Raw genomic sequence first — 14,788 nt, forward strand, 5'->3', positions numbered from 1 at the left:
CGGTCCGGACAAGAAGCCAGGGCCGTCGACCGCGGGTCAGCGGCGGACCCGGCCCGCCACGGCGTGCCCGATGAAGAGGTAGACGACGGCGGCCAGACCGTAACCGGCGACGACACGCGCCCAGGCCTTGTCGAAGGTGAACAGGTCGTACGACCAGCCGGCCAGCCAGTTGGCCGAGTCGTGGACGAACTGCACCAGCTCGTTGCCCCGGTTGGCGTCGAGCAGGTACATCAGGATCCACAGGATGAGGATGAACGCCATGATGTCCGCGATGATGGCTATGACCCGCGCGGCGGTGCTGCTTCCTGAGCCTCGTCTAGTTGACATGAACTCCTGATTGCCGCTCCACCGTGGGTGAAACCCGTACGGCGGGCACCGGGTGGCGGGCCGTTCGCGCACGGGTGAGCCTGGCCGTGAGTGCCGAGACGCGTCACTCACCGTGAAGCGCCGGCCAGGGAGGCTCACCGTGCCCCGTACCGCCCCTCTCCGCAGCCTCGTCGTCTCGGTGCTGCTCTGCTGCACCGTGCTCGCGGCGACCACCGCCTGCGGCGGGGACGACTCCGGCAGCAGTAGCAGCAGCGCGAGCGCCGGCAACTCCACGGGTGCGAGCCCCACGACGTCGGCGCAGGCACAGAAGTACGCGAAGACGAAGTTCGTCGCCAACGCCGGGCTCGCGGCCGGAGCGGCGTACCAGTGGATCGTCAAGCCCTACCGGGCGGGCACGTTCAAGAAGGGCGCGCACGGAAGGAAGTTCGCGTTGGTCAAGGCGGGCCTCGCGAGCGCCTTCGCGTTCAACCGGCTCAAGGCCGCCGCGGGCAACGCCAAGGGCGACCCGCTCCTGTCCAAGGCCGTCGCGCCGCTCACCGCGGGCATCGCGTCCCTGGAAGGCCTGGCCGCCAAGTTCGGCAAGGGGGAGGCGGGCGCCGGTGACGTCGGCGCCGTCGAGGACGTCATCAACAGCGTCAAGGACGCCGGGAAGAGCGCGGGCGCCGAGGTGACGGACAAGGTGCCGTCCACCTCCCAGCTGACCGGATGACGACCGGCCGGAAAACCGGCTGAAGCTGCTCGGGGCAGCCCTTAGGGTGCGGGCATGACCCCTCTTGCGCATGCGCGCTACTGCGACGAGATCCTGGCCCAGACCGACCTGTTGAGGGATCTCGTCAAGGACGCGGACCTGACCTCGCGGGTCCCCACCTGCCCCGACTGGAACCTGCGCGAGCTGGTCGTCCACGTCGGCGGCGCGCACCGCTGGGCCGGTGAGATCGTGCGCACCCGTGCTGCCGCGGAGATCCCGGACGACGCGGTCCCCGGCAGCGAGGGCCCGGCGACCGAAGGTGCGGCCGCACTGGACGCCTGGCTCGCCGAGGGCGCCGCCGCGACCGTCGATGCCCTGCGGGAGGCCGGCCCGGACACGGAGGTGTGGACCTGGGCGTGGGAACGCCGCACCGCTTTCTGGGCCCGCCGCATGGCCCACGAGACCACCGTCCACCGGGCGGACGCCGCGGCGGCCGTGGGCCGGGACTTCGAGGTGGCGCCGGACCTGGCCGCCGACACGATCACCGAATGGCTGGAGATCGTCGCGTTCGCCCAGGCCGGGGGAGACCCCGAAGCGGCCGAACTCCGGGGCGGCGGGCGGTCCTTGCACCTGCACGCGACGGACGCTCCGGACGCGGAGTGGCTGATCGAGTTCGGCGAGGACGGGTTCACCTGGCGGCACGCCCACGCGAAGGCGACGGTGGCCCTCCGGGGCCCGCTGACCGGGCTGATGCTCGCGTTCAACCGCAGGCGGAAGCCGGACGAGGGCGGGCTGGAGGTGCTGGGCGACCGGGGCCTGCTGGACTTCTGGCTGGAGAGGTCGTCCTTCGGCTGAGGACGCCGCATCCCCGGGGGCCGCCACCGGTCCGGGAACGGCAGTGGCCCCCGCCGGACGGCGGGGGCCACTCTGCTCGCGACGGATCAGCCGCGCTGGATGCCCGTGGTGTCCTGCAGCAGGCCACGACGGCCGTCCTGCGTCTGGGCGATGAGCCCGGGACCGCGCTGCTCGACCGCGAGGTACCAGGTGCCGGGGGCGAGTTCCGCGATCGGGTTGGGGGAGCCGTCCTCGCCGTACAGCGGACGTGCGACCGGCACCGCGAACCAGAACGGCGTGAAGTCGGCGGCCGGTGCCCCACCGCCCTGGGGGGCCTGCGGAGCCGCGTGCTGCTGCTCCGGCTGCCCGGGCTGCGCCTGCTGCGCGCCGTACGGCTGCGGCTGGCCGGGCTGGCCGCCGAACTGCTGCTGGCCCGGGTATCCGTACCCCTGGGCCGGCTGCTGGCCGTAGGTCGGCTGGACGCCCTGCGCCGCCGGACGGGGAGCGCCCATGAGCGGCCCCTTGAGGGCGGGGACCAACGGGGTGGCGACAGCGGCGCCGGCCAGCACGAGGGTGGCGAGCAGCCCGAGGATCAGGCCGGCGCCCGCGTCGGGGACGTCGATGATCGTCCAGAACGCCGTCCACAAGGAGAAGACGGTGAACGCGGCGCCGAACTGGCCGAGTTCGAAACCGGCGACCTTGCGGCCCGGCACGGCGCGGCTGACGATCAGCAGCGCGGCGCCGATGACGCCGGCCAGGAAGATGCCCATCAGCAGGGAGAGCGAGTCCCAGGCGTTCGCGCTGTAGCCGGAACAGTCCACGCCCGAGGGGCAGTCGAAGCCGGAGAGGTCGAGGAAAGAGGCGATGAACAGCACGACCGCTGCTCCGATCACCACGCCGTCGCCTCGGGAGAGGGAGCGGATATTCACGTGAAGGTCCTTAGTCGGTCGTCTCGTCGGGCGGTCGTCGATGCCGCGGGAACGGCGCGAAGCTCGGGGGCGGCCCCCATCGTACGGATGAATGTATCGTCTGCCCGGGTGCGTGGTGAGGCTGCCCGGACCTCGGACCGGCTATCCCCCCAATGTCGCCACCATCACCGCAGAACTACCTCTTCAGAAAGCTGCCGACGCCCTCGGCAATGCCGAGAGCCGCCTTCTGACGCCAGTCCGCGCTGGTGAGCAGAGCGGCGTCGTCAGGATCACGCATATTGCCGCATTCGATGAACACTTTGGGCACGGTCGACAGATTCAGGCCGCCGAGATCCTTGCGCGTGTCCAGTCCGGTATCCCCGCCGATGTAATTGGAGGGGGCACTTCCGGTAACGCGTGCGAAATTCCCGGCGATCCGCTCGCCCAGTTCACGGGACGGGACGACGATCCCCGAGGTGTCCGCGCCCCCTCCGCGCACGGCGGCGGGCAGGATGACGTGGAAGCCGCGGTTGCCGTGCGCCGAACCGTCCGCGTGCACCGACACGACCGCGTCGGCCCCGGCCCCGTTGCCGATCCGGGCCCGCTCGTCGATGCACGGTCCGTAGGGGCGGTCGCCGTCCTGGGTGAGCACCACCTTCGCGCCCCGCTTCTCCAGCAGCGTGCGCAGGCGGCGCGAGACGTCCAGGGTGAACCGCGCCTCGGCGTACCCCGCGTCGGTGGCCGTGCCCGTGGTGTCGCACTCCTTGCGCCCCGTGCCGATGGCCACCCTGCTGTTGATCTCCCGCGTGTGGTCGCGGTTCCCGGGGTTGTGGCCCGGGTCGATCACCACGGTGCGGCCGGTGAGCGGCCCGCGGGGAAGGGGCTTGCCGGAGGCCGGCGACGGCTCCGGGGTGACCGGGTCGGAGGAGCGCGCCGCCGAGGGGTCCGCGCCGGGCGCCGGCCCGCCGTCACCCCCGCATCCCGAGACGGTCAGGCACGCGCAGGCGAGGCCCGCGGCGGCGAACACGGTCCTGCGGCGCGCACGCGGGCGCGGGAGGGAGGCGGTGAAGTCGTCGTGGCGCACGTCGAGATGCTATCCGTGCCCTCAGATCCCCGGCCCCGTGCGCCGCAGCACCCGCAGCGAGTCCGTCACCGAGATCTCGGTGAACGCCCCTGAGGCCAGGGCGCGTTGCTGGACCCGGTACGGCGCCTGTCCGCCGTCCGCCGGGTCGGGGAACACGTCGTGGATGACGAGCAGCCCGCCGTCGGCGACCTTGGGGGCCCAGCCCTCGTAGTCGCCGTTCGCGTGCTCGTCGGTGTGCCCGCCGTCGATGAAGACGAATCCGAGCGGGCCACCCCACACGGCCGCCACCTGAGGGGAACGGCCGACGAGTGCCACCACGTGCTCCTCCAGACCCGCGGCGTGCAGCGTCCGGCGGAAGGACGGCAGTGTGTCCATCAGCCCGAGCGCGGGATCCACCACGGACGGGTCGTGGTACTCCCACCCCGGCTGCTGTTCCTCGCTGCCCCGGTGGTGGTCGACGGTGAGCGCGGTGACGCCGGCGGCGCGGGCCGCGGCGGCGAGCAGGACCGTGGACCGCCCGCAGTACGTGCCGACTTCCAGGAGCGGAAGACCGAGGGACGCGGCCTCCACCGCCGCGGAGTACAGGGCGAGGCCCTCGTGGACCGGCATGAAGCCCTTGGCGGCCTCGAAGGCGGCGAGAACATCCGGCTCTGGTCGGACGGCGGACTCGGCGGCCACGGGGTTCCTCCTGGTGGGGCGGTGGATCGGACGGCGTCCCATCGTGCCGTACGCCCGCGCCGTGCGGACCGGCGGGGGCGTACGGGTGTCACGGGCCGCCCGCCCCGGCACCGTCGGGTCGGGGTGCCGGTCCGCTCCGGGCCGCCCGCCCGTTACGTGGCCGAGGCCCGCAGCTCGCCGGCACCGGCCGGGGCCACTGCCCCGACGGCCCGTGCGGGTTCCGCGGCGGCCCCGTCACCCGCACTGCCGGCCAGCAGCACCGGGCGCCCCGGCCGCTGGGCCGGCAGGAACGCGGCCAGCACCAGGCCGATCAGCACCGCACCCGTGGCGATCATGAACGAGATCCTGAAGCCCTCCATGGTGGGTATGTTCACCGACCCCACCCGCGTCGAGGTGTTGGCCAGCACCATCCCGATCACCGCACTGGACAGCGACGTGCCGATCGACCGCATCAGTGTGTTCAGGCCGTTCGCGGCACCCGTCTCCGACGCGTCGACGGCACCGACGATCAGAGCCGGCAGCGAGGAGTAGGCGAGTCCGATCCCGGCTCCGAGCACCACCGCGATCACGATGGTCTGCCAGGCGGCGCTCATCAGGCCGAGTCCCGCGCCGTAACCGATCGCGATGATCACCATGCCGAGGAGCAGGGAGATCTTGGGGCCGCGGCGGGCCGAGATCCTGGCGTACAGCGGGGCCACGAGCATCATCGTGAGACCCAGCGGCGCCACGCAGAGCCCGGCGACGACCATCGACCGCCCCAGACCGTAACCGGTCGACGCGGGAAGCTGGAGCAACTGGGGAAGAACCAGCGAGACGGCGTAGAACGCCACCCCGACCATGACCGACACGAGGTTGGTGAGCAGCACCTCGCGGCGCGCGCTGGTGCGCAGGTCGACGAGCGGGGTCTTGCTGCGCAGTTCGAACAGTCCCCACAGCACCAGGATCAGCACGGCGGCGGCGATCAGACCCAGGGTCAGGGGTGAGGTCCACCCCCAGGACGCGCCCTTGGTCACCGGTACGAGCAGGCTGACCAGGCCGAGGGAGAGCCCCAGCGCGCCGACAAGGTCGAAGCGCCCGGGGGCGCGCAGCGGCGGTTCCGGCACGACGAGGACGGTCATGGCCATGGCCAGCACTCCCAGCGCGGCCGAACCGAGGAAGAGGGTGTGCCAGTCGGCGTGCTGCGCCACGAGCGCGGCGCCGGGCAGCGCGAGTCCGCCGCCCACACCTATGGAGGAGCTCATCAGCGCCATGGCGGAGCCGAGCTTCTCGCGCGGCAGCACGTCGCGCATGATGCCGATCCCGAGCGGGATGGCGCCCATCGCGAACCCCTGCAGCGCCCGGCCGACGATCATGATCACGAGGTCGTCGGTGGAGGCGCAGATCAGTGAGCCGACCACCATGACGGCGAGGCTGGCGAGCAGCATGCGGCGCTTGCCGTACAGGTCACCGAGCCGCCCCATGATCGGGGTCGCGACCGCGCCTGCGAGCAGAGTCGCCGTCAGCACCCAGGTGGCGTTGGACGGGTCGGTGTGCAGGAGGGCCGGCAGGTCCTTGATGACGGGGACGAGCAGGGTCTGCATCACCGCGACGGTGATGCCCGCGAACGCGAGTACGGGGACGACGCCGCCCCGGACCCGGTGCGGATCGGGGGCGTGCTCCCCGGCCGGCTGTTCGTTCGTCGTCCGTTGCATGCGTGTGGCCTCCGGGGCAGGGGAAAGCGGAAGGAAAGACGGGTGGAGCGTGCGGGAGCGCGCCGAGGGCAGCACCGACCGCCAAGTGTGTGCACAGTGAACGCTTCCGTACGCACGCCGTATTCCGGTGAACACGACGTAACGGAACGGGATGTGCCGGCAGTCTCCGGCCCCGTGCGGCCGGGGCGGGTCCTACGTCCCGCGTCCCGGCCCGGGTGGGACCCGAAACCGATGTACGGGGCACGTGCAGCCTGCGAGTATGACATCCATGGCTGACGACTCCCCACCCGCCCTGCTGCCCGCCCGGTCGCGAACCCGCACCTGGGCCGTGGTCGCGGCCGCCTGCACCGGCCAGTTCCTGGTCGTCCTCGACGTGTCCGTGGTCAATGTGGCGCTGCCGTCCATGCGCAGCGACCTCGGCCTGAGCGCCTCCGGACTGCAGTGGGTCGTCAACGCCTACGCGATCGCCTTCGCCGGTTTCATGCTGCTGGGCGGGCGGGCCGCGGACCTGTACGGGCGCAAGCTGATATTCATGACCGGCCTCGGTCTCTTCACCGCGGCCTCGCTGGCCGGCGGATTCGCGCAGGAGGGCTGGCAACTGCTCGCCGCCCGCGCCGCGCAGGGGCTCGGCGCTGCGGTGCTCTCCCCGGCCACGCTCACCCTCCTCACCGCGGCGGTCCCCGAAGGCCCCGCGCGGACCCGGGCGATCGGCACCTGGATGGCCGTCGGCGCGGGCGGCGGAGCGGCCGGCGGGCTCGTCGGAGGGGTGCTGACGGACGCCCTCTCCTGGCGCTGGGTCCTCCTCATCAACGTACCGGTCGGCGCCCTCGTCCTGACCGGGGCCGCGCTGTGGCTCGCCGAGGGCCGCACGGGCGACCGGCGCCGGGTCGACCTGCCGGGCGCGGTGCTCGTCACGGCGGGACTGGCCACGACGGCGTACGGCATCGTGCAGACCGAGGCCGCGGGCTGGACCGCCGCCGGCACCCTGGTGCCGCTGTGCGGCGGGCTCGCGCTGCTCGGGCTCTTCGTCCGGGTGGAGGCGACGGCCGCGGCCCCGCTCATGCCCCTGCGGGTGCTCGGTGTCCGGGCCGTCTCGGCGGCGAACGTCTCGATGCTCCTGCTGGGTTCGGCGACCTTCGGCATGTGGTACTTCATGACCGTCTACGCCCAGAACGTGCTGGGCTACACGCCTCTGGAGGCCGGATTCGCGCTCGTCCCGAGCTCGGTCGCCGTCTTCGTCGCGGCGAAGGCGGCGCCGGGGATCATGGCACGGACCGGTGCAAAGCCGCTGACCGTGCTGGGCTTCCTCATCGCCGCCGCGGGCTTCGCCTGGCAGTCCACGATGGGCGTGCACGGTTCCTACCTCACGGCGGTCTGCCTCCCCGGCGTGCTGATGATGACCGGGTCAGGGCTGGCCTCCACCCCGCTGGCCTCGCTCGCCACTTCGGGCGCCGCGCCGGGCGACGCCGGGCTCGTCTCCGGCCTGATCAACACGTCCCGCACGATGGGCGGCGCGCTGGGCCTCGCCGTGCTCTCCACGGTCGCCGCCGCCCGCACCGCGGGCTCCGGCGGGGCGGCGGAGATCACCGCCGGATACGCCCTCGCCTTCCGCACGTCCGCCATGGTGCTGGTGGCCGGGGCAGTGATGATGCTGCTGTGGCTGCCGGGGCACCCCGGAAAGCGGGGGAGCGGTCGGGCCGGGGCGCCCGCCCGCGAGCCGACGGAGGCGCCGCACACCGGTGCGAAGGCCGTGAAGGGCCTGGACAAGGCGTAGGACTCAGAGCCAGCCCTGCTGCCGGGCTGCCCGCACCGCCTCCATGCGGTTGCGGGTGGCGGTCTTGCCGATGGCCGACGACAGGTAGTTCCGTACGGTCGACGCCGACAGGTTCAGCTTCGCCGCGACGTCCGCGACGGTGGCACCGTCCACGGACGCGTTGAGTACGTCCCGCTCCCGCCCGGTCAGCGGGCTGGGCCCCGCACCCAGGGCCGCCGCGGCCAGTGCCGGGTCGATGACCCGCTCGCCGGTCAGCACCCGCCGGATCGCCTTCGCCAGATCCCCGACCGGGCCGTCCTTCACCAGGAACCCCGCGGCCCCCGCCTCCATGGCCCGCCGCAGATACCCCGGTCTGCCGAACGTCGTCAGGATCAGCACCCTGCACTCCGGGACCTCCTCGCGCAGGTCCGCCGCCGCGTCCAGACCGCTCCGGCCGGGAAGCTCGATGTCCAGCAGGGCCACGTCGGGGCGCGAGACAAGTGCCGACTCCACGATGCGGTCCCCGGCGGCGACCTGGGACACCACCTCGAAGTCCGGCTCCATACCCAGCAGCAGGGCGAGCGCGCTGCGCATCATGCCCTGGTCCTCGGCGAGCAGGATCCGGACGGACCTGGCCGGGCGGTGGTCCCGCGGCATCTCGTTCACGGGCTCAGGGTAGGGCTCAGCACGCGTCCGGCCGGGTGTGACCCGGCCGCGCGTCGTCCGCGGGGAGCCGCGCCGTCACCACGAAACCGCCGTGCGGACCGGGGCCCGACTCCAGCGAGCCGCCCACCGCGGCGAGTCGTTCCGACAGACCCCTCAGACCGGTCCCGTCGGCCCGGCCCGCGTCCGGCGACGGCCCCACGCCGTCGTCGGTGACCGTCAGCCGGACCCGTCCCGCGGTGGAGTCGAGTGCGAACTCGCAGCGTGTCGCACCGCTGTGCCGGACGACATTGGTCACCGCCTCCCTCGCCACCCAGCCCAGCAGCGCCTCGCTCCCGGGGCCGGGCGGCGGCCCCGAATGCCGCACCACCGGCTCGACCCCGGCCGCAGTCAGCACCGATGCGGCCCGCCCCAGCTCCGTGGCGAGGCTTCCTTCCCGGTAGCCGGTCACCGCCTCGCGGACCTCGGTGAGGGCCTGGCGCCCCACGGACTCGATGTCACGAACCTGTTCGAGTGCGGCGTCCACGTCGTGGGGCGCGAGCCTGCGGGCGGCCTCCGACTTCACCACGATCACGGACAGGGTGTGCCCGAGCAGGTCGTGCAGGTCCCGGGAGAAGCGCAGCCGCTCCTGCTCGACGGCGCCGCGGGCCAGCTCCTGCCGGGTGGCGCGGAGTTCCATCACCGTCTCCGACAGGATGAGGAGCGCCGCGGTCACACCGCCCGAGATCACCGTCCCGTAGCCGATCGTCCAGGGCTCCGAGACGTGGTCGCCGCGCCAGGCGGCGACGAACCCGGCGCACCCGGCGAGCAGGAGCAGTCCGGCGCCGAGAGACCGGCCCCGCAGGATCGTGCCGCAGGCCAGCGAGAGCAGCGGGAAGAAGAACAGCCATCCGCCGCCGTAGCCGATGGCCAGCCCGAAGGTGATCACCGCCATGGCGGCCAGCAGCGCGTAAGAGGTCGCGCTCTCCCGCCTCTTGCGGTCGAATCCCCTGAACACCACCGCGATGTAGAGGGTGTTGAAGGCGAAGAGCCCGATGCCGCCGACCCAGGGGTTCGGGCTCTCGCCCTGCCAGAGGTTGGAGAACGCGCCGAGCCCCAGCAGCAGACAGGGCAGCAGGGCATAGGGCCCGGGAGGCCCCGGGCGGCGGTTCCCGGGGCGGCGGTTGCGAGGACGGCGGATCCGGGGACAGCGGATCCGGGGGCGGGGGATCCGGGGACGGGGGTCATCTCTTCCCGTACGGGTCACGGTCGCTCCGATCACTCGGTCCGGGCGGACCGACGGTAGGAGATCATGGCGTACCCCCCGAACAGGAGCATCCATCCGGCCAGAAGCGTGACCGGACCCACCGCCGGCGCGTGCCCGGCCACCGTCGCCCGGCCGAGCTCCGCGAAGCCGTGGGCGGGGGTGAGCTCCCCGACGGTACGCAGCCAGCCGGGGAACTCCGTGAGGGGGAACCACAGGCCGCCCAGGACCGCGAACCCCATCAGACAGGCCACGTTGACCACCCCCGTGCCCTGCGGAGTGTGCCGGTAGCCGTTTCCGATCCCGAGCAGGGTGAAGGGCAGGGAGCCCGTCCACAGCAGCAGCGCCAGGGCGGTCCACTGCCACACCGCGAGCCGCACGCCGTTGACCAGCCCGCCGGCCAGCAGCACGGCCAGGATCGCCGGCAGGACGGTCACGACGCCGCTGACCGCACGGCCGGCGACGGCGCGGCCCGGGTCCAGCGGTGTGATCCGCAACTGCCGTAGCCAGCCGAGGGACTTGTCGGACGCGATGCCCGTGCCGATCGCCATCGCGGACCCGAGCGCCCCGTAGGCCGCCATGCCGACCATGGACGCGGCCTTCCAGCCGGTGTCGTCGCCGGCCCCGCCGAGGTTGGTGAAGAGCAGGTACATCATGACCGGCATGCCCGCCCCGAAGACGAGGAACGTCCGGTCGCGCAGGGTCCGGCGGACCTCCAGGACGACGTACGCGAACATCAGACGGCCTCCTTCGGCTGCTCGTCACGGCGGGCGGTTCCGGCCGCTCCGGCGGGTGCGGTCAGGGCGAGGAAGGCGTCCTCCAGCGTCGCCCCGACGACCCTGAGCCCCCGCACCGCCCCCAGCGCGGCCAGCGCCGTCACGGTCGCGTCCGAGTCCTCGCTGCGCAGCGAGGCGCGCCCTCCGCGCACCTCGACGCCCACGACACCCGGCAGCAACCCCAGCTCCCCGGCCGGGCGGCCGGCCAGGTCGACGGACACCACGGGGTGGCCGGCCGCCCGCCTGATCTCCTCACCGGCCCCGTCGGCCACGATCCTGCCGCGGTCGAGGACCACGATCCGGTCGGCGTGCTCGTCGGCCTCCTCGAGGTGATGGGTGGAGAACAGAAGGGTGTTGCCACGTGCCGTGAACGCCCGCATGGAGTCCCAGAGCGCGCGGCGCGCCTCCACGTCCAGCGCGGCGGTCGGCTCGTCCAGTACGACGAGACCGGGATCCCCCGCCAGCGCCACGGCGAAGCGCACCCGCTGCACCTGGCCGCCGGAGAGCTTGTCCACCCGGCGGTCCGCGAACTCCGCCACCCCCGCCAGGGCGGCGGCCTCGGCCACCGGCAGCGGGCGCGGGTAGGTGGACGCGACGAAGGCGATGAGCTCGCGCACCGTCACCCGGGGGATCGGCCGCCCGTCCTGCAGCATCGCGCCGACCAGCCCGGCGCGCACCGCGCCGCGGGGGGTGCGGCCGAGGAGCCGCACGCTGCCCGAGTCGGGATCGTTCAGCCCCAGGAGCAGGCTGATGGCCGTGGACTTGCCCGCACCGTTGCGGCCCAGGAGCGCGACCGTCCCGCCGCGCCGGATCGTGAGGTCCAGGCCGTCGACGGCCCGCACAGTGCGGTCCGCCCTCCCGAACGTCTTGACCACCCCGGCGAAGACCGCCGCGGGCCCGGTCGTGGTGTCCGTCGTCTGTGTCATACCCACCACGCTACGGAGTCGGCGACCGTCCCGACAGGGGCGCATGTACGGACTGGACCGTGACAAATGTCCTGGCTCCGCACCGAGTTGGGGAGAATCGGGTGGCGGGCCGGGGCGCCGGGAACGGCGAGGGCCGCCCCGGCCCCGCGGCCCGGACGGCCCTCGTGTGCCCTGCGGCGCGGTTCTCAGGCCGCCGCGCTGCCACCCCCTTCGGCAGGACGGCGGTGGCGGCCGCGCGGCTGCGCGGCGGCGTTCTCCGCCGACGCGCCCCCTCGGTGCTTTCCGGAGCCGTCGTCGCCCTGCCCCGCACCCTGCGGACGCGTCTGGCTCATGTCGGTTCGGTCCTCGGACATCTGGGAACTTCACCCCGTATAAATCGCCTGCATGTACATCGCGGACCCGCCTCCGCAGGCACGGTCACCGCAGTCGGCTGTCCGCGCGTACGGCTGCGCAGCCCGGGCCGGAGTGTACGGGCCGGCCCGGACCGTCAGCCGGCCGTCGTGCTGCCCGTGAGCGGGGCCTGACCGAGCGGGACGGGTTTGCACACTCCAGGAGGCGCGGGCGCCGCGGACGGTTGCGCTCCGGTCGTGATCAGCTGAGGCGGTTCCTCCGCCGGGGCCTGTGCCACCGCCACTCCGCAGGGCGCCCCGGGCTGCGCGTACGGCAGGTGCAGCGTCCCCTCCCGGCTCCAGAACCCGGCGCCGGCCAGCCAGCCCTCCGGAGCCGCGACGTGATGCATCCGCCGTCCGGCCGGGCGCCAGAGCCCCACCCAACTGCCGCCCGGGCCGTCGAGCCGCAGGGCGACCGCGCAGTTCTCCGGCATCAGCATCTGACCGGGCTGCACGGCGATCGGCGTCACGGCCACGTCCGCCGGGTGCAGGCACTCGGGGAAGCGCACCGGCAGGCAACTGCCCAGCACCCCCCAGCCGAGACGGTCGTGGCCGGGCGCGTCGGAGCGGATCAGCAGCAGTCCGCTGTCCGCGTCCGCGAGCAGCAGCCGGTCGTCGCTGTCCGGTGCGATCTGCAGCAGCGGTGTCACCTCCCCGCCCCGCTCCAGGTCGACGGCGACGGCCTTCACCGGCCCGCCGCCGGGCAGTTGCCGGTCCAGGGCCAGGAGCCGTCCCTCACGGTCCAGCCACGCGCCGCCCGAACAGCGTCCCGCCACGTCCGCGACGTGCTCGGGGCCGAAGGGTCCGCCCGCCACCAGCCAGACGCCGGTGGACCGGTCGCCCGGCACCAGGGCGTAGGCGCTCATGCCGTCCGGAGGCGGGGGGAGCAGGGTGAGGTCCTCGCATTCGAGGGCGCCCAGGGGCACTTCACCGGTCGCGGGGCCCGTCGGGTAGAGCAGCGAGAAGGTGTGCCGGTCCGCCACCCGGCGCCGGATGAGGACCCGCCCGTCCGAGAGCGGCAGCACGTCGGAGTCCGCCTCCTCCGGCTGCCCGAGGGGCAGCGGGACGGCGTAGGGCTCGGGACCGAGGGTCCAGCGCTCGGGGAACCAGGCCGGGTCCGCCGCCTCCGTGTCGGCCGCCGTGAGGCGTGCGGCGTACGAGCGGTCGGCGGCGATGGTGAGCACCGGCGGGACCGCGCGCGGGGGCGCCTCGACCGCCTCCGCCTTCCCGCCCGGGGGGCCGGGCGGGAAGGCCGGCACCGGAGGTACCGGGGGACGGGGCGGGACGGGCTCTTCCGCGGACGTGTCCGGGACACCCCGGCCGTCCGGTCCGGCGGGCGCGGCGTTCCCGACGAGGCGGGCGTACGCAGCGGACCCGACGGCCGGTCCTGGCTTGTCCCCGTCGCCCGGACCGTCGTCGGACGCGCCCACTCTGAGTGGATCCGCGCCCTCGTCGGACGTACCCGCGGCGCGGGGTGTCTCCGACGCGGCCGGCGCGGCCGCTTCCACGGGCCCGGGTCCGGGTTCCGTCGTCGCGGCGGCACGGGCGGCCCCCGCGGTGTTGATCTCGATGGCACAGGCAGTCATGGCTCGGTCACCTCCGGCAACCGAAGCTAGGTTTCGCGCCCCCGCCGGACAACACGAGCCCCAGCACTTCACACATAAGGGTGCCGATGTTCGTATTCGCCTGCGAACACGGGTGTCGCCGTGCTTTCGCAGGGGGTCTAAGGTTAGGCATTCCTAAGTATTCTTTGTGCACGTCCCGAACTGGAGCACACCATGTCCTTCGGACGCCGCGGCACCGCCGCTGCCTGTCTCGCGGTCGCCGCCGCACTCACCCTCTCGGCGTGCGGAGCTGATGATTCCGGCGGCTCCGCCGCCGGTGACGCGGGTGCCGACAAGAAGGCCGCCGTCGCCACGGGCGGCAAGGACTTCGGGGACGCGGCGAAGAAGACCGCCGGCTACGGCACGGACGCCGGGGAGGGCGTGTTCCCGCGCACCCTCACCCATGCCATGGGGAAGACGAAGCTCGCGTCGAAGCCCCAGCGCGTGGTCGTGCTGGACGTCGGTGAGTTCGACAACGTTGTCTCACTCGGTGTGAAGCCCGTCGGCTACGCCCCTTCGGAAGGGGACGCGGCCATCCCGTCCTACCTGAAGAAGGAGGCAGGGAACCCCGTCAGCGTCGGGACCATCAACAGCCTCAACCTGGAGGCCATCGCCGGCCTGAAGCCGGACCTGATCCTCGGCAGCCAGCTGCGCGCGGCCGACAAGTACGACGAGCTGTCCAAGATCGCCCCCACCGTGTTCTCCATCCGACCGGGCTTCACCTGGAAGGAGAACTACCTCCTTAACGCCGCAGCGCTCGACAGGACCGCGAAGGCGAAGTCCGAGCTCGCCGCCTACGAGGCGAAGGCGGACAAGCTCGGTGAGGACATCGGCCCCGACAAGCCGACCGTCTCCATGGTCCGCTACCTGCCGGACAAGATCCGCCTCTACGCCAAGGACTCCTTCATCGGCACGATCCTCCAGGACGTCGGCATCCCGCGGCCGAAGAACCAGCAGATCGACGACCTGGCGGCGGAGATCAGCCCCGAGAACATCGACCAGGCCGACGCCGACTGGATCTTCACCGGGGTCTACGGCGACGCCAAGGCCACCAAGCGCGACACCGCCCGCGCCAACCCGCTGTGGAAGAACCTCGCCGCGGTCAAGGCGGGTCACGCCAAGGACGTCTCCGACGAGACCTGGTACCTCGGCCTGGGCGTCAGCTCCGCGAATCTCGTCCTCGACGACCTGCGCGCCGACCTCGTCAAGTAGCGGGCCGAGCGG

At 73.0% G+C, this 14,788-nt stretch carries 15 protein-coding genes; 4 read left to right on the forward strand and 11 right to left on the reverse strand.

The annotated features are described in order from the left end of the window. Positions 1 to 36: 36 nt before the first annotated feature. The gene (locus tag OG206_RS23090; protein ID WP_327119098.1) at positions 37 to 327 is read right to left on the reverse strand and encodes a hypothetical protein; all 291 of its coding nucleotides are present in this window, start codon (positions 325 to 327) and stop codon (positions 37 to 39) included. A 139-nt stretch (positions 328 to 466) separates the two neighbouring features. On the opposite strand from OG206_RS23090, the gene OG206_RS23095 reads away from it, so the two are divergent. Next, a complete protein-coding gene (locus OG206_RS23095) occupies positions 467 to 1,036 on the forward strand; it encodes a hypothetical protein (protein WP_327119100.1) in 570 nt (189 codons plus the stop codon). A gap of 54 nt (positions 1,037 to 1,090) precedes the next feature. Further along, positions 1,091 to 1,870 (forward strand): maleylpyruvate isomerase family mycothiol-dependent enzyme, encoded by a 780-nt coding sequence (locus OG206_RS23100; protein WP_327119102.1) that lies wholly within the window; start codon positions 1,091 to 1,093, stop codon positions 1,868 to 1,870. Between the two features lie 86 nt (positions 1,871 to 1,956). Here OG206_RS23100 and OG206_RS23105 read toward each other — a convergent pair whose 3' ends face one another. From OG206_RS23105 to OG206_RS23120, 4 genes are all read right to left on the reverse strand, one after another. Beyond that, the gene (locus OG206_RS23105) at positions 1,957 to 2,778 is read right to left on the reverse strand and encodes a DUF5336 domain-containing protein (RefSeq protein WP_327119104.1); all 822 of its coding nucleotides are present in this window, start codon (positions 2,776 to 2,778) and stop codon (positions 1,957 to 1,959) included. Positions 2,779 to 2,953: 175 nt separating this feature from the next. After that, positions 2,954 to 3,841, reverse strand: a complete 888-nt coding sequence (locus OG206_RS23110; RefSeq protein ID WP_442805884.1) for an N-acetylmuramoyl-L-alanine amidase — start codon at positions 3,839 to 3,841, stop codon at positions 2,954 to 2,956. Positions 3,842 to 3,862: 21 nt separating this feature from the next. Beyond that, complete coding sequence (locus OG206_RS23115; protein WP_327119106.1) at positions 3,863 to 4,519, reverse strand: class I SAM-dependent methyltransferase; 657 nt, start codon at positions 4,517 to 4,519, stop codon at positions 3,863 to 3,865. Between the two features lie 152 nt (positions 4,520 to 4,671). Further along, entirely contained in the window at positions 4,672 to 6,210 is a 1,539-nt protein-coding gene (locus OG206_RS23120; protein ID WP_327119108.1) for an MFS transporter, read from the reverse strand. 259 nt (positions 6,211 to 6,469) lie between these two features. On the opposite strand from OG206_RS23120, the gene OG206_RS23125 reads away from it, so the two are divergent. Further along, complete coding sequence (locus OG206_RS23125; protein WP_327119110.1) at positions 6,470 to 7,984, forward strand: MFS transporter; 1,515 nt, start codon at positions 6,470 to 6,472, stop codon at positions 7,982 to 7,984. Between the two features lie 3 nt (positions 7,985 to 7,987). On the opposite strand, the gene OG206_RS23130 is transcribed toward OG206_RS23125, so the two are convergent. The 6 genes from OG206_RS23130 to OG206_RS23155 all read right to left on the reverse strand — a co-directional run bounded on the left by OG206_RS23130 (position 7,988) and on the right by OG206_RS23155 (position 13,546). Then, positions 7,988 to 8,620, reverse strand: coding sequence for a response regulator transcription factor (locus tag OG206_RS23130; RefSeq protein WP_327122371.1), 633 nt, complete (start codon positions 8,618 to 8,620; stop codon positions 7,988 to 7,990). A 25-nt stretch (positions 8,621 to 8,645) separates the two neighbouring features. Next, positions 8,646 to 9,740, reverse strand: a complete 1,095-nt coding sequence (locus OG206_RS23135; RefSeq protein ID WP_442805958.1) for a sensor histidine kinase — start codon at positions 9,738 to 9,740, stop codon at positions 8,646 to 8,648. A 143-nt stretch (positions 9,741 to 9,883) separates the two neighbouring features. Continuing rightward, positions 9,884 to 10,606: an ABC transporter permease gene (locus OG206_RS23140; protein WP_327119112.1), complete on the reverse strand. Its 723-nt coding sequence runs from the start codon at positions 10,604 to 10,606 to the stop codon at positions 9,884 to 9,886. After that, positions 10,606 to 11,571 carry an ABC transporter ATP-binding protein gene (locus OG206_RS23145; RefSeq protein ID WP_327119114.1) on the reverse strand — a complete coding sequence of 322 codons (966 nt, stop codon included), beginning with the start codon at positions 11,569 to 11,571 and terminating at the stop codon, positions 10,606 to 10,608. The genes OG206_RS23140 and OG206_RS23145 overlap by 1 nt, the downstream gene beginning before the upstream one ends. A 185-nt stretch (positions 11,572 to 11,756) precedes the next feature. Next, the gene (locus tag OG206_RS23150; RefSeq protein WP_327122472.1) at positions 11,757 to 11,903 is read right to left on the reverse strand and encodes a hypothetical protein; all 147 of its coding nucleotides are present in this window, start codon (positions 11,901 to 11,903) and stop codon (positions 11,757 to 11,759) included. A gap of 155 nt (positions 11,904 to 12,058) precedes the next feature. After that, the gene (locus OG206_RS23155) at positions 12,059 to 13,546 is read right to left on the reverse strand and encodes a hypothetical protein (RefSeq protein ID WP_327119116.1); all 1,488 of its coding nucleotides are present in this window, start codon (positions 13,544 to 13,546) and stop codon (positions 12,059 to 12,061) included. A gap of 192 nt (positions 13,547 to 13,738) precedes the next feature. On the opposite strand from OG206_RS23155, the gene OG206_RS23160 reads away from it, so the two are divergent. Beyond that, positions 13,739 to 14,776, forward strand: coding sequence for an ABC transporter substrate-binding protein (locus tag OG206_RS23160; RefSeq protein ID WP_327119119.1), 1,038 nt, complete (start codon positions 13,739 to 13,741; stop codon positions 14,774 to 14,776). The last annotated feature ends 12 nt before the right edge of the window (positions 14,777 to 14,788 follow it).

It is taken from the genome of Streptomyces sp. NBC_01341 (assembly GCF_035946055.1).
GTDB lineage: Bacteria > Actinomycetota > Actinomycetes > Streptomycetales > Streptomycetaceae > Streptomyces.